We start from the raw sequence: 24,832 nt of genomic DNA, 5'->3' as shown, positions 1-24,832 counted from the left end.
GTTAACAAATCTTCTGTTATTATACTTTATTTTGCTCTAACGCCAACCCAATCAAACGATCTGCCTGATCCGCCATGAACAAAGGGATATTCAACACATCATTATCCAGCTTCAGATTATCCAATGAAAATCGTATGCGAAGTTTGACTTTTTCAGGAAACAGCTCCTTAAATTTCTTCATACTTTTACTACTTGTGTTAGTTTCAGATTTAACCTCTATAGGAAAAATGTCATTCTCCCTTTGAATGAGAAAATCAACTTCATAAGGTGGATTGTTTTGGCTCCAATAACGTGGCACGACTTCAAACTGAGTAATTAAAGTTTGCAACACAAAATTTTCACTCAATGCACCTTTAAATTCAGTAAACAGGCGATTTCCTTCTCCAAAGGCAGTAGGAGCCAACTGAGCTAAACGGCGGAGCAATCCCACATCTACTAAATACAGTTTGAAAGCCGATAAGTCATCGTAAGCAGCAATCGGCAAACCAGGCGCACAACTACGATAAATCTTATGCACCAAACGAGCATCTACCAACCATTGTAAAGCATCTTCGTACTCACGAGCTCGTGCACCTTCCTTAACTACCTTATAGAGAAACTTCTTATTCTCTTTTGCCAATTGAGAAGGAACAGACTTCCATATCATTGAAATCTTTGGAAACTCACTGAGATTCGGGTGCTTGGCAAAATCCCGTTCATAAGCTCCGATAATTCCGGATAATGCTTCCTGCATAGCAACAACATCTCGTGCCTCCGTCCACATTAACACCGATTCCGGCATACCGCCGGTAACATAATACATTTTCAATCTCTCATAGAGAGGATTGAAGAAGGCATCAGGAATAGGTTCAAGACTATCCAACTGTTCCAAGTACCGTACTAGATTTTCATCACCATTAGCAAGTAGAAACTCAGTAAATGTCATCGGATCAATCTGCATAAAATTAACCTTACCTACCGGAAAAGAAGATGGCTTTGCCAAAGCAATACCTAACAAAGATCCGGCGCAAGCAATATGATATTGCGGCGCATTCTCACAAAAATATTTCATAGAATTAATTACCTTAGGACAGTCCTGCACCTCATCAAAAATAATAAGGGTTTTTTCAGGCAAGATTTTCTGACCACTGGCAAGCATCAAATTTTGCAGAATCCGATCTACGTCCTTGGTAGTTTCAAAAAATTGCTTATACTCTTCATTTTCGTCAAAGTTAAAATAGGCTATATTTTCATAACAGCGTTTGCCAAACTCTTTCAAAATCCATGTCTTACCTACCTGACGCACTCCCTTCAAGATCAATGGCTTTCGATAAGAAGAATTCTTCCAGTCTAACAGTTTTTTTAAGATAAATCGCTCCATAAAATCACCTCTTACATTTATATTATATGTTAAAATCATGAGAGCAACAACTAAAATCACATAATTATATAGTTTTTAGTGATTATATTTCACACTTTTATATAGTTTAGTGAACAATATGCTTTGATAAATACAGATACAAGCACTGTTCTATTATAGCTTACTATTTCTGTAGATTCTATTTAATAGCCATTCACCATCAAGTCGTTGACGTTAATGGCATAAGCTAAGTAGAAAAAAAGATGATTGAAATCATAGTATCAATCACCTTAACTTAATCTTATTTCTTTCTATCTAATTGATGCTTTTGCACCCACTCATCAATTACTTCTTCATTCATACCTAAGCTTGCAAAATCTAAATACTCCTCATTTTTTCCATCTTTTACAAAGAATACCCCCGGAGTAGAATAGAATTGTGGGAAATGCGGCAAAATAATATCTAAATTTTCTTGTTCACTGCGATCTTCCATATCAAGTACCACTTCATACATCACAACATGATGCGTTTTTATATATTCTTCAAATACCTCATGAAACTCACTGCAATAACCACAATAGCTTGTTGTAAATACAATAGGAAAGGTTTCTTTATTCGAAAGCTTTTCCTGCATTTCATCTAGTGTAATAGTAACAATTTTACCGGCACTCTCATCTCGCTCGTAAGCATCTTTGGAGCCGCACCCTACAAGCATACATATACAGAATACGCCTAAAATCAGCTTTTTCATTACATCACTCACTTTTTTCATAATAGCAATATATTATATAAGTTTATTCCAAATCCGTACAAACAGCTCCTAGAGCCTCATAGCTTGCTTTCATTTTTACTACATGAAACTTACCATCTTCAATTAAATCTTTTAGACTTGGATCTTCCTTTAACAGCTTATCCACATCAACTTTTCCATAGTCGATTTTTCCATAGGTTGTAATATTTGATTCATCGTATGTATAATCAAATTCAATTGCCTTATCTTTTTCCATCTTTTTCTTCTGTTCATCATATGCTTTTAACATATCATTTACCATGTTCGTCATTTCTTCATTACTAACATCTTCGGATTTATATAATGTAATATTTTCAATAGTTTCTGTGTTCACAACATCAAGACCTTGATATCCGATTTTAATATTTGTTTCGATATCCATTACATTATAGTAATCCATTCTTTTACAATTAACATATTTGATTGGTTTTTCTTCTGCCGCATTACAACCACTACACAACAATAAAGCTGCTACCAAAATTGTCATCTTCAGTTTCATTCAACTACCTCTATCTATTTTTATACTTTTTTAAATCTTTATTAAACTTTGAAAAGAGTGAAAGTTTAATCCTCTCACTCTTTATGTTCAATTATTGTCTGCTTTTCTTTCGAAGCAATACAAGTCCTGCACCTGAAAGCAATAACAGAATAAAGATATTTGCTAAATTTGTTACATCTCCGGTATTTGTCTCATCCTTTGAACCGCCGGATTGATTACCAGGGTTTTCTGGATCAACAGGTTGAATTGGACCTGTAGGATTATCTGGATCTACCGGTTTATCTGGATTTTCTTTGTCAGTTAATCCTTCAATCGCATTTTTCAAATTAGCATACGCAGTATCTACTTCGTCCTGTGTTGGATTTTCCTTTTCTAGTACAGCATTTGCTTCAAACAATGCATTTTGGAATGCTGCCCAACTTTCATCAGTATAATTACCCTGTTCGGTATCTTTATACTTATTAACAAGTTGCTCTAAGCTTGAAGTATCAACTGGTTCAGATGGAACTTCTCCATACAATTTCATCTCAGCAATACGTGCATATTGATTATCTTCACTTTGTACTCTACCTACTGCTTCAAGAACTGTCAATTTAACATAATTTGCATTAACTGGAGCAAAGCGTGCATTTACAGTAACATTTTCATTTTTCAAATATGCATCATAGTCTACTAGTCCACTAGTTACGTTTGTCCAGTTTTGGCCGTCCATGCTTACAGAAATACGATAATTTGTTACACCGCCGTTACGTGCAGTATGAGAAATAAATGTTAATTGTTCTAATGTGTAAGTCTTATTTAACTTAACAACTACATCTTTTGGTAAACCTACATTAGATCCGCTATATGGGGATTCCCAATAAGTTGATAAATCACCATCGAACATTTTGTCCGCTGTATTGGATTCACTGTAAAGCGCATCTGCTGATTCAATATGTCCAGATAATAGTTTTCCTTCATCAACTGGTTTCGTTTCCAAAGACATAACCGCGTTACGTAAAGCTACTGTAGCATTATCAACCTCTGCACGTGTAGCATCAACATCACTATTAACCTTCAATGCTTCTGCTAACGCCTTTTCAAACTTAGCATAAGATTCCGCAGTGTAATTGTCAGCAGCTAAGTTTTTGTAATCTTCAATAAGCTGTGCTAATTCTTTCTTATCAGCACCTTTAACTACTCTAACTACATAAGAGGCTGTCTTTGTCTTATCCGCAGCAGATGTTAAGGTAATTGTTGCATCACCCTCTGATACACCGCGTACTTTGTAAATAGGGTTTCCGTTTTTATCAGCTAAAGTAACAATGCTTGCAACTTCCGGATTGCTACTTGTTACTGTAAAGAATTTATTAGGACATTCTTCTGGAGTGATAACTGCTTTCACATCTGATAAATAACCTACAAAAATTTCTTTTGCATTGCTGTCTGCTGGTTTAATTCCTTCTACCGGTACACCAGTTACCAAATTAAAGTCGATTTCTCCCAATGTCAACATACGGTTTTTCTGAGGATCATCGTACTGTGCAGTACCTGATGATGAAAGGAATTCAATATCTACCTTTTTAACCAATTCATTAGATCCAGTAACAAATTCGTAAGCATCTTGTGGCTTATCAAATGTAATTACCTTCGGTTCAACCTTATCATCTGCAAAAGTAATCGTTGCCTTAACACTTGTTAAGTACCCGTTGCTGTTTGCAGTTGCATTATCAGAATTGTGAACTACGAAATTCGTTAATGAACTAGGTTTTTTAAATTCAAAGTGCATAGTAGTCGGTACTTTTACATAAGCTGGAAGCTTTTCGGCATCTGCTGATTGTGCTGACCACTTAAATTCAAATTCACGACCGTTTGTTCCATTAAACAATGCATCATATCCACCAGCTTGAAGAATCTTATTAACATTAGTTCCATCATCTGTTGTCAGAACATCATTTGTCATCGTAATGTTAAAGTCATTCAATGTATATTCTTTCGTTGTTTCTACTGGAACATCTGGAATTTCTGGAGTTTCATCTGTATTCGTTACAACTTCATTATGATTTGGCCCAATCAATGTTACTTTATTCAATTCAATTGCTTCCGCAACATTTGTAAGATTTGTTTTTGCCTTCATCGTAATCGTTGCAAGAATACCAGACCCTTCATATACAGGCTTATTACCGCGATTTACATAAGCTAAATTCACATAAGCTGTATTATCAGAATCGTATGTTTTATTAACTGTCAAATCTTCCATCTGTGCAATCAACGCGCTCTGTTCTGCTTTTTGGAATTCTAATTTGCTAGGATCATAGTTAATTACCTGTCCGATAGCATTTAGATTCTTAACATCTTCGGCATATACATCAATTGTAAATGTATCTCCTGCATTTACGCTTGTTGCACTTGGCAATAGCAATGCATTTCCGGAAACAGAACCTTCCTTTTTAGTACCGCCATCTAGATTAAACATTGTATAAGTGTAATCATAAACATCGTAAACACCGTTCATATTGATGTCCATACTATAGTTTTGAACCTGATTAGCAAATGTTGGATTATCCTTTGTTGATAAGCCTTTATAAGTCATCAAGTTCTGATAATCTGATTCCGTTACCTCATCTCTACCTTGAGCACTGATACTTCCGATTGCAAATGGACTTGTACCATCTTTCTTATACACAGATAATTCATTCGCAGCGAAGAATCCACCAACAGATTTTGTAGCAATCAACTTAACATAGCGTGCAGATTTTCCTTCTAAAGAAACTTCTTTTTGACTGTCTTTAACCTCTGCATCTTTTTGATATGTCCAAGGATTGCTTGCTCCATCGTGTACTTTTTCCCAATTCTTACCATCAAGACTAATATAAACGTCCATCTGAGAAACAGTACCATTACTGCTTACACCAACAGGTCCATCACCTGACTGACCTGTACCACGTGGTGTATATACGAATTTATCCAACTGATATCCAGCACCCAAATCCATGATCAATGGTTCAGCCTTAGATACCGCATCTCCATTAGTTGAGTGGAAAATTGTAGATAAATTGTGGTCAGTTGCATTTTTCAATGCTCCCCATGCATCTCCACCATTCCAAGTAACCTCTACATCAGGCACATTTCTCCATGGATCTTGTAATGATGAAGTTGTTTGTTCTTCACTCCATGCTGAATAGCCATCTTTGTTTCTAGAACGAATCTTATAAGTATGTGCTGAATTATAAGCTAAATCTACATGATTATAGCTTGTTGTCTTTTCATCACCTACTGCATAAAGTACACCGTCAATCATCATTTCATAGCTTGTAGCTTCTGGTACAGTTGTCCATTCAGCTAAAATGCTTGTCGGAGTTTTCTTTTCTTCATCGAATTTTAATGTAGGCACAGCTAGTTTTTCGTTCAGCTCGTCCTTCATGTGCAATGCTTCGCTGTCGTTTTCAAATCCGTTTACAACCAATACCTGTTCATTTTGATTTACATCTGTCTTAGGTAATGAAACGTATAGCTTAGGTGTTGTAGTGATTTTTGTATTCTTGAATTCTTCTCCGTCCATTGAATATTTATTCAAGTTAGGAGATTCATCATAGAAATATACTGCTTCGTTTTTCTTAGCTCTTGCTTCAAAATCAGCATAATCTTTTGCTTTCTCCAAGCTTACCTTAGAAGCTCCATTCTTCGCTTCTAATGAAGAAGGCTCTTTTGAAACATTTACAACGAAAGTTGTATGACGGTTAGAATTATAACCATTGTAATTTCCATTAGATTTTCCGATTGTTAAGGTAGCTTTATCACCATCAACAACAGAAGTAATATGGGTCTTGACCTGTCCGCCATAATTTCTTGATCCGTTAGCAAGATCTAAAGAAATACCATCATCTTCGATTAAATCAAATGAAGATTCTTCATAAGGATAGAATTCAACAATTCTTCTTGTTTTATCTAGACCTTTAGGGTTATCCTCTGTAATTGTCATTGGGTTATTATTCTCTTCATACATTGGAATAATAGATCCGTTTTTAACGAACAATGGTAACTTCCAAAGTGGTGCATCAAAGTTGTTGATAACCTGTCCGCCTTTATATTGTTCACCTGTAAAGTAATCAATCCAAGTATCTGCTGTAGATGGAAGATAGATATTATTTCGAATATCATCACCATTTTCCTTCATAGCTGTATCCTGATAAACAGGAGCAACTAGGAAATTATCTCCATACATAAACTGGTACTGAGTAGCAGTGCTGAATGTATGAGCGTTTGCTTCCTCTAGGAACATTGCACGAATCATTGGTAAGCCATCTACGGATTCATGTGCGTATGTATAAAGATAAGGCATCAATTGTGCTTTCAACTTCAAATACATACGGTTAATTGAAGTATAAGGATCACCGTTGTTATAAGGTTTTTTAGGTTTTGCACCCCAACCGTCCATATCTAGCATTGTCTGAGTAAATGTTTTGAACTGCAAATCACGAGTAGTAATCAAACTGGAACCACCGAAGATACCATCAACATCACTACCGATATTGGGATTACCACTTAAAGACTGTCCGATATATGTTGGAATATGGAATCGGATATATTCCCAATTTCCACCTTCTTGATCGCCTGTCCAAACGCTAGCATAACGTTGGAAGCCTGCCCAACCATCTAGTGATACAAGTGCAGGACGTTTACCGCTTGTAGATAGAATATCATATCCGTCCTTTACGGAATTCAATGACATAGAATACCCTTGTCCTACCCATGCAACGTCTGTTTTAAGCGCAGATACTCCACCGTTTTTAACTTCCTTTTTGAAATCTCGTAATGTTTGGAAGCCCTGATAATGAGAATCCTTTTCACTATCTTCAGGTGTCAATGCTGCTTGTGTCCATAATCCGGTACGAACACCACGTGCTTCTGCATAATCTGTAAATTTCTTCAGGTTTGCAACGTTAGCATCAATAGCTGCAGTCATACGTTCCGTACCTTCACCAGCTTCACGCTTCTGATAGTAACCATTCTGTCCGTATCCACAGCCGTATCCGTCATTTGGTAGGAACCAACCTAACGGCATATCATATTTAATATGTCCGTCAATAACAGCCTGTGCGGAGTATTTTTGAGTATCCTCATTGATAACACCCTTAAATTTATCCTTATCTACTGTCGGCCCTTCATTATTTAAAGACTCGGCATATGTTCCTTCCGGAATAACATAACCTTCAGCTTGACCTAATTCTTGGTATTTTTTACCATCTTCCAAAGTCCAGCCTTTATCTGACTCAGCTGTCCAACCATCACGGTTGTAGCAATTCAAATGAGCTAGGTAGAAAGCATACTCAGGAAGTAGCGCTGGATTACCTGTTACATCGTAATATTCATTTAACACGGTTTCTGCAGTTTCGGCAACTGATTTTTCTTTTCCGCTAGTTACAAAATAATACGCATCAAATTCATTTTCGTTATGTGTAGTTGCTACATTAGAAATACCGTTTCCAAAGTTATAACTACCCTGTGCAAAGGTATTTCTTAATACACCATAACCGTTTGTAGACCAATAGAATGGATTTGGTGAAGCTACACCACCATCTGTCCATCCACTTTCGTTTGCGATGTTAATTGTTTTACCTTTGTGCGTAAAACGTCCGTTTTGTGTTCCCCCTCCAAAAAAGTATTCATCACTTTTTTGTTCTAATTGCTGCACTGTTTGGTTACCAATGCTCAATGGCGCTGATTCATCCAATACAGTTTCATTTGCTTCGTTGACAATTGACATTTCCGCAGTATTTTTATCAAGAACAATCGTTGCTCCGCCTGCACTGATTTTATAAGCTGAGCCGTCATCGGTAATTTTTGCTTCCGGCTTGCTATACACATTAGAATCATCTGATTGTGCTTGAATAGTTGCCTTATGGCTTTGACTTCTTGGAGTGGCATATTCGCTAAACTCTCCTGACGGATCGACATTATAACGGAAAATACCGTCCTCTAAGAATGTGATTCGACCTTTAACCTTTCCCCCGTTGAAGCTAATATCGACAATGTTTTTATCTTTCCCCACAGTAACACTATCGACACTTGCTAATACACCTTTAAAAGAAGATTCGTCTTTTGCATAAATCGGTGTGGCTGCAAATGGTACGCATGTAGTAAATGCCATCGCTGATGCCAAACACAATTTACCCACTTTCGTTTTAATCATAAATTTCTCCTTTCCCGCAGATTTAAAAATAAAACGCTTTGTAACACCCTCTACTTCAGATAGAATTTAAGGCCTTCTTTCTGTTTCCAACCCCTTCCTTTTTATAATCATATAATCCTTATCCCAAAGAATTATATAATTACCTTGATTTAATTCCATAAAGACTACCTGTTTCTTTCTTATCATTTAAAGATTCATGTAAATCCAAATGTAATTAAAATGTTTAAGCTAACCGCAGAGTGTTAGAAAGCCCTTACAGCATATATTATATCTCAATTTAAAATAATAGTTTTTGTATTTTTAAACATTTGTTTTGCACTTTTTAATATTTCAGAATAAATTAAAGCTAATAAATATACATATACCTTCATTTTTATCCTATCATACCCTATCATAATAAAAGCGCTTTAAATTCGTATAGGGTGTGTGATACCTTTAAACTTAGATGCTGCCGTTTTAAAGCCTATTCAACATTATGTGTAAGTATCTTTAACATTTTGTATAAATACTTTTTTTTGCTAAAATCCCCCGCATTTTTATTTTGTTTATAGAAGAAAAAATGCTAACAATGGAAATTTAAACTTATGTGTGATTTTATCATAGATTTATTTAATATTGATAAAGAGATAATCAAAAATATTGAAAACTTTTTCTCGGTACATAAAAAGTGGGCACATTGATCCCACTTTTTATTTACATCTTACTTGGCATAAAGATTATTACAAGCTCATAATTTTATTCTATTCTTTATTCGCTTTTTTCTTCTTCATTCCAATTAAAGCAACACCACCGGCACTAGCCAATAACAACATAGAATATAATGCTGCATTTGTTGTATCGCCTGTATTTGTTGAATCACCATTCGGTTTTTGACCTGCTCCATTATTACCATCAGGATTTTGACCATTGCCTGGATTATTTGGATCTGGTAGTGGACTAATTGCTGGTAATTCAGCATAAACCTTAGCTGCTTCACTCAACAACGCTTTTGCATCATCTTCAGATAATTGCTCATCTTTCAAAGCACTCTGAATACGATCCATCATATCACGTATTTGTTCCTGATGTTTATTTGAATAATTTTCCAAATCTAACTTAGCAAATTCATCATACAAATCCTTCAAAGCATCTTTTGTAGCTGTAGTTGCTTTTAAGACTAGTTTTCCTTCTGCATCTTTTAATGCTGTTTCCGCTGCTTTAATCTCTGCCAAAGTTTTCGGATTTGCAGCAACTTCTTTTGCTTTATTTAAAGCTGCAGAGAATGCATCTTTAGCGTCATTATCAACATATTTGTCCAATTCAATTCCTTCAGCAACCTTAATTAAGTTTTCTAAAGTAGTAACATCAAGCGGAAGCAATTTACCACTCAATTCTTCTAACTTAGCAACTTTTTCAGTTAATACGTCTAGATTGGTGATTGGCTCTTTTGCCAATTCTTCAACTTCGCTGATAAGAGCTAATAGTTCCTCTTGTCCGGCTGGATCGAATTTACTCAAATCCAATGCTTTTACAGCTGCGAAACGATTTAAAACATCAATTGCTTTTACAGCTGTATCTTTAGCACTCGTCAAGGCTTCTACCGCTTGTGTTACATCAGATTCTGTTGCACCTGCATTATCTACAACTGCTTGCGCTTTTGCAATTTCTTCTGTTAGATAAGCAACAACTTTTTCATCTTTTACAGTAGCTTTAAACTCACTAACTTCTTTAATCTTAGCTTCTAATACACTCTTATCCAATGCTTTAACCGTAATCGTCATAGAAGCTGAAATATTTGCGTCAGTTGCCTTCTTAACCGTAATAGTTGCAGTTCCTGCTGCTTTGGCAGTTGCTACACCATTTTGATCTACTGATACAACATCTTCCTTATCACTGCTCCATACTAATTGTTCTGTAGAGTTAGAAGGAGTAGTAATTGCTTTTAACTGTTTTTGTTCAGCTATTACCATTTCCATTGCATCATTTTCGAAAGCAACATTTGTTACTGCCGCATTCGTAGTACCATAGAAATCCAATTCTGCGATAGATGCATAACGGTCATTGTTCTTTCCACTATCACCGATAGTTCCCAATGCGATGAACTTCACATATTGTGCTTCAACCGGAGCAAACTTAATCATCTTAGCTACTTCCTTGTTATCCAATTCATAGCCATTATTTGGAAGATATCCTTCAACTACCGGAGTAAATGTCTTGTTATCTGTACTTACTTCAATACGATAATGTGTAATGTGTCCATTAGAGCTACTTTGACGTGGTAAGTAATCAACTTGTTCTAACTGATAAACAGCACCTAAATCAATTACTGCATCTACTGGAAGTTTTGCACCCTGTCCATAGCTAGAATGCCAAATACTATCCGCATTGTTATCGATAATGTGATCTTTGATATCACTGTCTGCATAGTTTGTAACAGATATTACTTCCATCTGTCCTTCGTCAATATGATTTGTACTATCTGGTCTAGTATCATCAGAGCCTTTAAATTCCAAACCGGCAATAGCATTCAATAAATCAATTTCTGCTTTATCGACAGTAGCCTGATCTCCGTTTTTAACTGCTTCTTTAGCAGCTGCTAATGCTTTTTCCACTACATCAACAGAAGCAGAAGTGTATAGATCCTTTTCATTGACTACTTTTTCAGCTTCAGCGATTGCGGCATTCAAATCATCAACGAATGCTTTATCAGTTACCGTTACTGTCATTGTATCCTTCAACTTAGGATCAGCTTTTGAAGTAGCAGTAAGAGTAACTACTTCACCGTCGTTAAGTTTTTCTAGAGCCAATAGAGAGTAATAATATCCATTCGCATCAGAAGAAGTAATTACTTTAACTTTTGAGTTATCGCTTGTTACTTCATATAGCTTATTAGCTGCATCTTCAGGAGCAACAATAGCTTTTACAGGAGTTAGATGTCCAATGTGCAATTCCATTGTATCCTTTTCAAATACAATACTTGTTGGTTTTACACTTGCTGCTGAGTAAATAGCTACTTCACTTGTCGCAACACAATTTCCATCGGCAGTCGCAGGTTCAAGTTCAAGTTTTACATATTTTGCACTTGTTCCTTTTGGAAGTTCAACAGATGTATAGCCTTCGCTATCCGCAGTAGTTGCATTTACAGTAACCTTATCGCTAACCGGTGTCCAAGTATTCTTATCATCACTAACAAATACTTTGAATGAACCTAACTGACCATAGTGATTTGCTGATCTAGGTCTTACTCCAACCTTAGAAAGACTCATCTTATCCTTCAGTTCAAATGTGTATACCTGAGGGTGTGCATTTGCAGCATTTCCATAATTACTGTTTGTGTAAGTGCTGTTATTTTGGTCTAAGCTTGCCCAAATGTCATTTCCATCTCCAACTGGTCCATTTGATTTAGCTTTTGCCTTCACGATATCTTCGTGAGCAACCAAACGTTTTTCAACCATATCACTTGGTTCATTTGGTTTCACTGGATCTAAACCATTCACGTAGTTCAAGCTAGAACCGACTACCAATCCATGGGATAACTGCAAGTTGCTTAAATCTAATTCTTTATTAGCTTTTAAAGTAACAGTAGCTAACTTCATATCTCCATTTAGACTTGTCTGATTTCCAAGATTTGTTATAGTTGCATATACTCTATCTTTTTCATCAGTTTCTTCATGATGTAGATATTCATATACTTTTTGATTTCTTGTTTTTGCAGTTGTCTTTACAACAAAGTCATCATCACTGTAAGAAAGTGCACCTTTATCAAAAGATAATTCAAAATCAAATGCATAAACATTCTTCAATCCACTTCCGTAAATATCAACTGTGAATGTTTCGCCTGCTTTTACATTTTGTTTAGAAGGCACTGCACTCAATACACCGGAAGCATTTGTCTTTTCTTTTACCCCACCATTTAACTGAGTAGTCAAGACAGCAATATCGTAAGCATCAAAGATTCCGTTTTCATTCAAATCAAATTTATTTGCATCAGATTCATAGAATGCTCCACCTTTGCGTGCACCGGCTGCTTCAGGATTATGGCTATCTAACCAAACTTCGTCGTTATCATTGATAATACCATTTGCTTCAAAGTCGCCCGGCATTACTCCTTTATCCTTATCAACATGATATGGACGAATTTCGTATGCCTGCAAGAAGCCTCCGGCAGTTTCTACCAATTCAACCTTGATATATCTAGCCTTAAATTGTTCTAAATCCACTGTCGCATAACGTGCATTAACATTTTGTGTATTTAGTTTATTTTTATCTCCAAGTGGCCATTGCGTTGTTGGCGTAAGATTGATTTCTTCCCCGTCTTTATATTTCTTCCAATTTACACCATCGTTACTATAAGATAATTTGAATTTCTTAATTGTACCATTTGATCCATCTTGTCTAAATACATAGTCTAATTTATTGATAGAATAAATCTTCTTCATATCAATTGTGAATGATTTTCCATTGAATACACCTGCATCAGCAGAGCTATATTCTGTTACATCATCACCATCTACCATATATTCAAATTTTCCTGCATAAGCTGCCGGAGTATTTCCTTGATCATAAGACACTGTCATACCCTTAGGAACATTACGATATGGATCATCAAGTGTAGAAACTTCTTTCAATTCACTCCATTCAGAATGTCCGTCTTTATTTACAGAACGAACTCGATATGTGTGTTTTTCAAGATAGTTTAATCCAGAATGTGTATATGCCGGTTTTTCAAGCATAGAATATACAATACCATCAGCTTCAACATCATAAGAAGTTGCGCCTTCTACTTCGTCCCATGTCAATGCAATGGAATCAGAAGAAGGTTTGTATTCAATGTTTTTAGGAGCATCTAGGCTTGCATTTTCTCCGTCATTTGGAAGATTTCCATCATTAACAAAACCGTCAATTACTAATTGCTGAGCATTTTCAGTAGCATTGGTTTTTGCAAATTTTACATATAATTTCGGTGCAACCTTAACATCTTTCACCATTTCTTTGATTTTAGTTTCATGCTCATTTGCATAAGTTTCGATTGTTGGGTTTGCATCATAGAAGAATACCGCCTCACCTGCATTTGGAGTTTTTGCATCAAATTCAGCCTTTGAATTTACTTCAACATTCTTTAAGGTTGAAGAACCGTTTTTAGCCGTCAGCTTGGTTGGCTTCTTAGATACATTTACTACAAATGTAGTGTTCTTTTCAGCAGAATATCCATCATAAGAACCAGTTACATTTACTTTTTCAGCAGTTAATGTAGCTTGTTTCTTTTCTTCATTAACAACAGATTTATAAGTCAATTCAGAGTGATTTCCATAAGAAATATTATCAATCACACCATAATCTTCATCTTTTTCTGTTTTATTTGTAATTGATTTTCCGTCATCTTCGTAAGCTGTATAAGTGCTTTCACCTTCCGGCCAGAACTCAACAATACGATTTGCACGATTGATCTTGTCCGGAGAGTTATTTTCTTCATACATTGGAACGATAGAACCGTTCTTTACAAATAATGGAAGCTTCCATAATGGTGCATCAAAGTTGTTGATTACAGTTCCACCACGATATTGTTCACCGGTAAAGTAATCAATCCAAGTTTCACCTTTTGGTAAATAAATATCGTTTCTGATATCTGCACCTGTTTCTTCATTCAATTCAGTATTTTGATAAACAGGAGCAACAAGGAATGCATCACCGAACATATATTGATACTGCATATTTTTACTGTATGCATAATCATCGTTAGGGAATTCCAAGAACATTGCACGGATCATAGGAAGTCCGGTATCTCCGTTTTTCGTATTCAAGTTAGATGCAGAAGCAGCACTTGTATAAATATAAGGCAACAACTGACCTTTTAACTTCAAATACATACGAGATGTACTCTTATATGGATCGGCAAATGCATGTGGAGCTTTTGTATAAGTACCCCAACCGTCCATATTCAACATCTGTGGAGTAAATGTTTTCCACTGATAATCACGAGTTGCGATTAGCGGTGCACCGCCATGAATACCGTCCATATCGGAACCGATATTAGGGTTACCACTTAAAGACTGTCCGATATAAGTAGGAATATGGAAACGGATATACTCCCAATTTCCACCTGCTTGATCCCCTGTCCAAACAGAGTTGAAACGCTGAGAACCTGCCCAACCATCAAGGGAAATAATGTTTGGACGCTTATTTACTTCAGTGGTAATTGTGTCATAAGCGGTTTTTACTCCATCTAGTTGCATTGAATAACCCTGACCAACCCAAGCAACATCGGTTTTTAATGTCGTAATACCACCGTTTTTAACTTCTTTTTTGAAATCTCTTAATAAATGCCAAGATGTATTGTTATTAGAATCCGGTGATAATTGGCTTTGTGTCCATAGACCGGTATCAACACCTTTGCTGTTTGCATAATCGGTAAATTCCTTTAAGTTAGCGACATTGGCATCGATTGCTGCAGTACGTTCCGCATTGCTGCTTCCATCAGCTTCAACACCACCGGTTACTTTATATCCGTTTTGTCCATATCCACAGCCATAACCGTCATTTGGAAGGAAATATCCTAATGGCATATCGTTTTCAACGTAACGATCCAATACTGCCTTTGCTGAGAATTGTTCAGGTGTCGTAACACCGGAAGGCACATTGTTTTTTGTAGTCGGACCTTTACCCATTAAGGATTCGGATTGTAAATTTTCTTTAATCTCATATCCGGTTCCGCCTGCTTCTGTCTGTTTAAATTCAGTTCCATCAGGATTTGTTGTTACCCAAGTTTTATTTCCTTTACTTGGATCGGCTTTCTGCTCACCATCTGCCCAAGCATCACGGTTATAACAGTTTAAGTGTCCTTCATAGAATCCATATTCAGGAAGTAATGCAGGGTTACCAGTTACCTTAAAGTATTCCTGTAAAATATCCTGTGAAACCTCTGCACCATTTGCTCCATCACTTACAAAGTAATAAGCATCAAATTCTCCTTCATCATGAGTTGCTGTTGCAGTCTCACTATTTGTTTCACCGAAATCATATTTTCCATCAGCAAATGTATTTCTTAAAACACCATATCCGGCAGTTGACCAATAGAATGGATTTGGTGAAGATACCTGTCCATCATTCCAACCGCTTTCATTTGCAATATTGATTGTTTTACCGGTATGAACAAAGCGTCCGTTCTGTGTTCCACCACCATAATAATTTTCATTATCATTCTTTGCTAATGTTTGAACGACACTGCGATCACCGATAGAAAGAGGTGATGTTTCTTGTAAAACAACTTTATTTCCGGATTTTACGCTCATCAACGCTTGCTGGTTGAATGTAACTGTAACATCACCTGCGGAAATCGTATATACTCCGCCTTGATTCGTTACAGTAGCTTCCGGGTGTTTATATTTATCAGAATCATCTGGATACTGCTGAATTCTTGCTTTGTGAGCGCTGGAACGTGGTGTAGCATATTCGCTAAACTCACCCTTTGGATCTACATTGTAACGGAAAATTCCATTATCCAAGAAAGTTAATTTTCCTTTGTATCCATTTGTGAATGTTACCCAAACAACATTCTTTTCACTCTTATCCGCTTCTACGCTTTTGATGCCGGATAATTGTTTGCTCAACATGTTTGTTTCTGCGTGAACTTGAACCAATTGCTGATACCCTGTACTGCTTAGTACCATCATAAGGCTTAGTCCACTAGCAACAACCTTTTTAAACATAATATTCTCCTTTCAATCCTTTTTGATTTCATTGCGTTTAAAATTATGTTTTCTCGTTTTACCGATCGCTCCTCCCTTCAGCAACAATAATACAGTCATTGGCTCCAAAGTCGATGATTCTATCATTATTGCAGCTAAGCATTAGCAACGCATAGCGTATCTATACAATTCATAGATTCCCCCATCTTAAACCATATATAATCCGCTATGTATCCGCTTACATCACAGCTAAAAAATATAAACGGACAATTTCTTATGCCCATCAACAGAAATAGCTGTAACCGTTTACTCTTAAATTTTACTACTTTCGAATATCATCGTCTATATTTTTTGTTTGTACTTTTTAACATTTATTTTGCACTTTCCGGTTGCACAGAAAAATGAATATAATCAAAAATACAAATCATTTTTATATCTTTAAGCATAAAAGCATAAAAAAAGCACATAAAGTTTCACCTCCATATGCTCATTATTTTACTTTTTCTCTGAATTTTCCAATAGCAAACCAATACCATACATGGTTGCCGCATATACCAAACAAGGAATCACTGCTGCCAAAATACTTTTTAGTCCGGTAAACCATTCCGCACTTGGTTCCAATTGATAACCGGCACAATAATCTACAAAGGCTTGATAGCTGGTAATCGCAGAAAAGCCCATATAAATCAGCATACCGATTGCCAATACATAAAATAAACGAAATGGCAGTGTTGCCTTCTTTTTCTCTACATTTCCTGTTTTGTTTTCCATTTGAAATCTCCTTCTTATTTTCGAATACGATAATCATAGCTTTTTTTCTAAATGAAGTCAATAAGTGTCTTTTTCTAATCATAACTTAAACTCTCTTTATCGATTCTACACAATTCACCATACAAAAAAGACGCCAACGACGTCTTTTTTGTATGATAGGGAGAAAGTATGAAAAATTATTTGAGGGGGTTATTCATACAGCAAGGGTTCTATGATTATTATCCCTTGCTTGCTTATAGTATAGTAAAAAATAATATTTAAATTATGTCGAGACTATGTGAGATTGTGTGTTTTATCAAACAGTTCCTATACTTCTTAATTCGTTATGAGAATACATAGATGCCCGACTTTAATTTCACATCTTTATTATAAATCAGACTGTCTAGTCTTTCCCGGCAACAATACTTTTTCCATTGGAAATTTGTTTCTCTTTATAGATATTAAATTCTTTCATTCTTATGCGTATGCCATCTACAAGCTTTTCGATTCGATCATCGCTCATATCCGTAAACTGCTGATATTTTTTTAATACTGTTTGATATTCTTTATCTAAACCATCTAACTTGGATAGATCAAATCTTTCAAAATTATCAATGATTGATAAATAAGTAAAAAATTTCTTTTCTGTATTATAAAATAATTTCCCTTTTCCATCATAAAAATTCATATTTTTAGTAATCTCACTGCAATTCATCGATTGTCCCGTATCAAATAAAGGTGTTACCTTTTCCCATACAAGTGTTTCTACATTTCGAATAACACCGAAGTTTTTCATGTGCCTGTCTATATTCATTGTTAAATAATCCAAAACAATCATGTTTTCTAATTCAGCTTTAGCATTCGGTACTTTTTGTTTCTCTAAAATATTCAAATAGTGTTGATAGTCATTTACACTATTATCTTTTTTCTAATAAACTTCCAATAAAATATATACCTATATCCGCATCCGCAACCTTTAAAAGCTTTTACGATGAAGCAAGTTCCCCTAAAGAAAAAACAGATGAACACAAAACCTCTACCTGAGGCTTGTACCCACCTGCTTCTCTTTATCAAATACGTGAAAGCTACCGATTCACTTCACATATAAGTCTTTGGTTAGCTTAGTTTTTTCTTCTCTTGTTCATTCCATAGCCAAGCGCAATACCGGACGTTGTAAGTAGGCTTAAAAACAACGGCATACTTGTTACATCACCGGTGTTTGGCTTCTTGTCCTCTTCCTTGTCCGGTGTCTGTGGCTGTTCCGGTTTTATAGGCTCTTTTTTATCTAAGCCCTCAATCGCAGCAAGAATTGCCTGTGCCATGGCATCTACCTCGGCTTGATGCGTAATATCCAAGTCATATTCAACTGCCTGAATGGCGTTTTCAACCGCACTGAAATCAACATAATCGGCACGATTCAATGCCTCTGCTTTGCCGATTGCCGCTTCTATCTTTGAATAATCCGCTCTGCGATAAGTCAATGCCTGCATTGCTGCTTCCAATGCTTCTTTTGCATCATAGTAATCAGCCTGTGTCGCATCTGCATCGGCATAAACTGTATTGGCTGTTTTTAATGCTTTCTGCAATGCATTCCAGCTTTCTTCTGTATAATTACCTGCTTCATACTTGGAAACACTGTCGATTGCCGCTTTTAAAGCTGCTTTTTCATTGCTTCCAGCTACCTCTTTGGCTAATTGATTTGTAGCCTCCAATGCACGTGCGGTTTCAGAATGCACAAGCATACGATCTTCCGGTGTCGCAGGAACAGCTGACCCCTGATAAGTTCCTTTGTTCGGCTTTTTCAGATTTTCAACAACATTCTTTAAAGCTGTTTTCTGCTCTGCACTTGCAGCCGCACTGTTCAATAAATATTTTGCTTTCGCAACATCGCGAATTCCCTGCTTAAACAGCTCATAGCGTGGTGTGCTATAGAAGGAAGCTTGATAGCTTTCATCAATTGCTTCTCTTTCTTCCGGATAAATGAACCACCCATCTCCCGGTTCCCAATAACGATAGGTAGCATCACCGTGCATATCATACACATAATTATCCCATGCCCAACGCATATAGCCATCGGTTCCCAGTGTCATGGTGTACCAAATATCCCAATAGTTATCTCCCGGATCGCTGATCATAAAATTGCTTGGATAATCTCCGGTACAGGTATACATCGTTGTAGTCAATCCCAATGCTTGACGATGCGCAGATAACTGCTCCATATCCTCTGCTTGTTTGATATTGCCTAAGTTGATGGAAATATCATCAATACGATCGGTAAATTCGTATGTATCCGGTGATTGATAGTTCAATGCAGAAGAAATCTTAAAGTGATTGCCTTCCTCATCGGTTACGGATTCAATCATATCCACTGCCGGTTTTAATTGATCAAGACCACGTTCGTCCATAGAAATATAGGTAATTTCAAACCAACCCATTTCCTTTGAATGCTTTAAGAAATCTTCCAAGAACGGCTGCCACATAGCTTTCCATTCTGCACTGCCCGGCTCATGAGATTCTTTTACCGTTTTCCCTTTTGCCTCATCAAAGTAAGCAATCTGATTGTTCCATGGTACGATACTGTAGCATTTGATCTGTCCGATGCCGTTTGCAGGATCCAATACACCGCATTCGATCATAAAATTGATCCACTTATCATACCAATCATAATTGAAGTCCCATGTTCCGTCTTTTTTCTTTGTCCATTTTACCATGGATAAATCGTTATAATAGGATTGATGGTTCCATGCCTCTTCAACAATGTTCGCTACCGCATCATGACCGCCGATAGAAACATATTCTTCGATAGAATCACGCATTAAGTTAAAGTGCTCTTCTGTGAAATAGAAATCATTTCTTACTTCATTCGTAATACCACCGGTTGCTTTTTCTCCCAATCCCAAGTAATAGTTTGCGACTGAGAAAGGGTGCTGCCAAACCTGAATTTCCGTTGCTTCTGCTGCCGGCTGTTTCAAGTTTAACACTTCAATCGTGTATTGCAGTTCAAATGGTTTTTCCAATTCTGCCGCCGATACCTTAAGTGTTCCTTTATAGATGCCCGGTGCGGTAGTTTCCGGAACCTTGATCGTTACCCATGCAAACTGCACATCGTTTGCCGCAATATCCTTCTTACCGCCCTTATGAATGACATCAGGATATTTTTTCACTTTTCCGGCTGCGTTACGACCTTCTTTGGCTTCAACCTCTTTCAGCCACTTGATTTCAATATTTTCTTTTGCTAAAACCTTGCCTGCCTGATTGGTAAAATCATTTGCAGTTACTTCCACATCATGAACTTCTTGATTGGTAGTTACAACTATTTTAGAGCTTAATTCATCATTTAGCCAAGCTGTTCCTTTATAAGAAGATCCACTTCCCTTTTTTAATTCATCAAGATTCAATTCTGTATCCAACAGCTTTTCATTTCCTACATAAGCATTCATAACATCGCTGTTTTCTGCCGCTGCTGTATTTACAGTTGTTGCAGATACCAAAGAAATGCTACAACAAAATGCTAAAACTATTTTTTTGAGCTTATCTGTCGTCTTTTTCATCGTAAATATGTCCTATTCCTTTCTCTTACCTTAAATAATCGCTATTTCGCAAAGCCTTGCTTCATACCTTAAGCATGCCTTGCCAAATTCAAACCCCTATCGTAAACACTCCCACTCCTATTCATAAACAAAGACAATTAAATAATATCTGTCTGTCGCTGATTTTTAAATTAGAAAACGTTTTCAGCTTAATAATTATATCATTTCCTTTTCTTACGTCAATATGAAATCGCTTTAATTTCCATCTTTTATGAATCGCTTTAATTTCCATCTTTTTCCAACTTGTAAGCTTCCACATGCCTTTATCCATGATAGCTGTTATTTATAAACAGCAATAAAAAAGCTTTGAGGAAATTCCCCAAAGTCTTTAAAACTCATTTTATCAAACTACATACTCCTACATTTCCTTTTCCACTGCCTATTTACCAAACAAACGCTGTTCACTTGTTTTATCAAACAAAAGGATTTCTTTTGGATCAAAGCGAAAACAAACCTCATCATATAGCTGTATATTTACTTTACGATCGACCTTCATATAAAAAAGATGATCCTGCCAAGCAAGACGGATATAGCACTCATCACCCAAATGCTCCACAAGAACAATTCTTCCTCGCATTCCCTCCTTTGAAAAAATAAGATGCTCCGGACGTATTGCCATAATAACCTCTTGTGCTTCGTAGGTATTTGAAAGCTTTATGCATTCTTTCTCAAAGGCAAGAATATTACCATCGACATACGCTTGAAGAGTATTGATTTCATACGTACCTAAAAAAGCTGCCACAAATAAATTAGCGGGATCACGATACAGCTTTAAGGGATCGCCGATTTGCTGAAAGACTCCTTCCTTCATCACAATTAAGGTATCTGCCAAGGTCATAGCCTCCAAGCGATCATGTGTAACATAAAGAAATGTTGCGTCCAGTTGTTGATAAAGCTTCGCAAGTTCCAAACGTAATTGAGCCTTTAAACGTGTATCCAAGGCACTGAAGGCTTCGTCCATCAAAAACAGTTTCGGTCTGCGTACCAAGGCTCTGGCAATGCTCACACGCTGCTTTTGTCCATTGCTTAAAGCCTCTGCCTTGCGTTTTAATAAACCATCAATGCCCAATACCTCCGCCATCGCCCTCACTCGCTGCCCTGCCTCCTGCTTAGAAAGGCCGCCGTAGGTAAGACCATAGGCAATGTTATCGTAAACCGTCATGCTTGGAAATAATGCCGCATCTTGAAATACCATCGCAATATCTCTTTCATGCGGTTTGGCATGCTGAACCTCTTTATCATCTATCCATATACTTCCGCTATCCGGCTTTAAAAAACCGGCAATCAGCTGTAAAAGCGTCGTCTTTCCACAGCCGGAAGGACCGGCAAGTACAATGAAATGCTTTCCCTGTGATGTGAATGACACATCTTTCACTGCCTCTATGCAACCATAGCTTTTTGTAATATGCTCCAGTTTTAACGACATACAAAACTCTCCTTCCACACTTATTTATGCAATGCCAGCCATGCTTTCGCCCATTGCCCATCAATCGCTAAATAACGATCGTACTTCTCCTTTTCTAAACTGCTTTCAATGCTTTGATAATTTTCATACAGCACTGCCAACGGTTCTTGATTGACCAAAAACCATAAGCTGTCCTCATGGCGATCCTGATATACGATATCCACGATTTCCCGTCCCTGTCTTTCCAGCTGCAATCGTAGTTTTTCTTTCATGATTTCAATCACACGATCATCGAAATCATCTTCCAAAATACATAGCTTTTCCTTTATCGTCTTAGGATCAAACACAATTCGCTTGCGACTTCTTGTATCCTCATGATACAAATGATGATCATCTTCACAAAAGGCTTGCTTCGGCTTCAATAATATTATGAAATGATGCTTTTTATCCACATAAGCAAAGGGGTGAAGAAAAATAATTTCTTTTCCACATCGTGGACAGCGTATCGTAAAATATGTATTTTCCATTAATGCCTTGCGAATATCCACCTCAAAATCAGATAACACTAAAGTTTCGCTCTTTCGATAGGTATGAAAACCGCAATCACATTGAATTTCTACCAATATTGATTTCATGATATCACCATCTCTATTATAATATAAAAACAAAAAGAACGGTATGTTAACCGCTCTTAGATTGCTCTTGTTGCCTGTTTTAACCAAGTCTTTTCTTCTTCCGTCAAATATGGCGAAATTTTCTCGTACACTTCTTGATGATAGTCGTTCAGCCATTGCTTCTCATAGCTACTTAAAACATCGGGATCAATTCCATCTAAATCAAAAGGTACAAAGGTAATCGTTTCTAAATGCATGAATTGCCCATACTCATTCTTTTCTCCCTTAACAACCACACATTCATTTTCATGACGAATACCATGACTTCCTTCTACATAAACTCCCGGTTCATTGGACTGTGTCATACCTTCCTCTAACACACAGCTGTCATTGCGTTCACTCACAATGCGCCAACGGAAGCCATTTGGTCCTTCATGTACGTTTAGTAAGTGCCCAACACCATGTCCGGTTCCGCATTTATAATCAATTCCCATTTCCCATAATGGTCCTCTGGCAAGAATATCCAGATTTGTTCCACGACAGCCATATAAGAAATGTGCCTTGCTTAAAGCGATATGTCCACGTAAAGCAGCACTGAAATGCAAACGTTCCTCATCGCTGATTGCCCCCAACACAAAAGTTCTGGTGATATCGGTTGTCCCTTCTAGGTACTGTCCGCCACTATCAACTAACAGCATTCCCTCCGGCTTTAAAAGAACATCGCTTTCCTTTGTAGCGCTGTAATGCATCATTGCCGCATGCTCCTTATAAGCCGCAATCGTATCAAAGCTTACATCTAAAAAACCCTCTTGCTGCGCACGTAATTCAGCTAAATAATCACTTGCGGAAATTTCACTTATTTCCATTTTTCCGACATTGGTTTTCAGCCAATACATAAACTTCGTCATCGCAACACCGTCTTTGATATGCGCTTTACGATTGTTCTCTAATTCCACCGGATTTTTAATTGCCTTCATCATCTGTGATGGATTTGGACAATCAATGATCTTGCTGACTTGCTTAAGGTTCTCACTGATTGCATAATTCACATGTGCTTTATCCATCATGACAACCGCTGTTTTCGGAATTGTTTTCACAAATTCATAAACCGCATCATACGGGTGCAATTCGATTTCATTTTGAGCAAAATTATCCAATAGCTCTTGAGATAACTTACTCCTATCGACAAATAGGTGATGCTTATTTTCGGTAATGATCAAATATGCAAGTACGACCGGAAAATGCGCAATATCATTCCCACGCATATTTAAAATCCATGCAATATCATCTAAGGTCGTAACGATGTGATGGGTTGCCTGCTTCTTCTTCATAACCGCAAGAATATCTGCCAATTTATCCGCTGTTGATTTTCCACTGTAACATTCCTTTAAGAAAAAGGCAGGATCCTTTGGAAGCGCTGGACGATCCTTCCAAATCTTATCCACTAAATCCTCATGACAAATGATTCGTACTTGCTTTTCACTAAGCTTTGCACAAATAGATGCCGCAAGCTTTGTATTCATAACTCGCCCATCAAAGCCAAAACCACCATGCTCACAAATATGATCGTAAATATAAGAGACAATGGTAGGAACTCCCTCTTCTCCCATACGCATGAGTTCAATACCGGATCCCTTTAACTGCTTTGCGGCTTGGATAAAATAACGTCCGTCGGTCCATAAAGCTGCCTGATCCTTACAAACAACCAACGTTCCCTGTGAACCGCTAAAGCCGGACATAAAATATCTTGCTTTAAAATGCTCGCCAACATATTCTGTTTCATGAAAATCAGAGGTTGGTATCATATACACATCAATGCCGCGCTCTGCCATCAATGCTCTTAATTCAATTAATTTTTCAACTACTGTCATTTTGCGTCCTCCTTCAAGTATTCAACAACATTGTACTCTAAAATGCTGTCCTTGGATACCTTAATTTCATTTATTTCTTACATCGTCTTTCAAGAAATCGTAAACGGTATGCGACTTCATGACATTATCCGTTACGAT

11 protein-coding genes are annotated in these 24,832 nt (G+C 36.9%); all 11 read right to left on the bottom strand.

Annotated elements, in window-relative coordinates:
- Positions 1-19 precede the first annotated feature (19 nt).
- Positions 20-1,360, bottom strand: coding sequence for an ATP-binding protein (locus tag EUBDOL_RS07755; RefSeq protein ID WP_040463630.1), 1,341 nt, complete (start codon positions 1,358-1,360; stop codon positions 20-22).
- A 280-nt stretch (positions 1,361-1,640) separates the two neighbouring features.
- On the bottom strand, positions 1,641-2,090 hold the full coding sequence (locus tag EUBDOL_RS07750; RefSeq protein WP_040463627.1) for a hypothetical protein: 450 nt from the start codon (positions 2,088-2,090) through the stop codon (positions 1,641-1,643).
- Positions 2,091-2,133: 43 nt separating this feature from the next.
- The gene (locus EUBDOL_RS07745) at positions 2,134-2,628 is read right to left on the bottom strand and encodes a hypothetical protein (RefSeq protein ID WP_004800338.1); all 495 of its coding nucleotides are present in this window, start codon (positions 2,626-2,628) and stop codon (positions 2,134-2,136) included.
- A gap of 91 nt (positions 2,629-2,719) precedes the next feature.
- Positions 2,720-8,800 carry a discoidin domain-containing protein gene (locus tag EUBDOL_RS07740; protein ID WP_004800335.1) on the bottom strand — a complete coding sequence of 2,027 codons (6,081 nt, stop codon included), beginning with the start codon at positions 8,798-8,800 and terminating at the stop codon, positions 2,720-2,722.
- Between the two features lie 740 nt (positions 8,801-9,540).
- On the bottom strand, positions 9,541-16,485 hold the full coding sequence (locus tag EUBDOL_RS07735) for a discoidin domain-containing protein (protein ID WP_004800332.1): 6,945 nt from the start codon (positions 16,483-16,485) through the stop codon (positions 9,541-9,543).
- Between the two features lie 474 nt (positions 16,486-16,959).
- On the bottom strand, positions 16,960-17,235 hold the full coding sequence (locus EUBDOL_RS07730) for a hypothetical protein (RefSeq protein ID WP_004800328.1): 276 nt from the start codon (positions 17,233-17,235) through the stop codon (positions 16,960-16,962).
- Between the two features lie 382 nt (positions 17,236-17,617).
- Positions 17,618-18,052 (bottom strand): hypothetical protein, encoded by a 435-nt coding sequence (locus tag EUBDOL_RS07725; protein WP_154645861.1) that lies wholly within the window; start codon positions 18,050-18,052, stop codon positions 17,618-17,620.
- Positions 18,053-18,335: 283 nt separating this feature from the next.
- Positions 18,336-20,765 (bottom strand): glycoside hydrolase domain-containing protein, encoded by a 2,430-nt coding sequence (locus EUBDOL_RS07720; RefSeq protein ID WP_004800326.1) that lies wholly within the window; start codon positions 20,763-20,765, stop codon positions 18,336-18,338.
- Positions 20,766-21,183: 418 nt separating this feature from the next.
- A complete protein-coding gene (locus EUBDOL_RS07715) occupies positions 21,184-22,230 on the bottom strand; it encodes an ABC transporter ATP-binding protein (protein ID WP_004800322.1) in 1,047 nt (348 codons plus the stop codon).
- A 20-nt stretch (positions 22,231-22,250) separates the two neighbouring features.
- Positions 22,251-22,844, bottom strand: coding sequence for a CpXC domain-containing protein (locus tag EUBDOL_RS07710; RefSeq protein ID WP_040463621.1), 594 nt, complete (start codon positions 22,842-22,844; stop codon positions 22,251-22,253).
- Positions 22,845-22,900: 56 nt separating this feature from the next.
- Complete coding sequence (locus EUBDOL_RS07705) at positions 22,901-24,694, bottom strand: aminopeptidase P family protein (RefSeq protein WP_004800318.1); 1,794 nt, start codon at positions 24,692-24,694, stop codon at positions 22,901-22,903.
- Positions 24,695-24,832 lie beyond the last annotated feature (138 nt).

Origin of the sequence: Amedibacillus dolichus DSM 3991 (genome assembly GCF_000154285.1) — a bacterium.
Lineage (GTDB): Bacteria > Bacillota_I > Bacilli_A > Erysipelotrichales > Erysipelotrichaceae > Amedibacillus > Amedibacillus dolichus.
The sequence above is the reverse complement of the archived record's forward strand: the minus strand, read 5'-3'. Positions and strand labels throughout refer to the sequence as shown.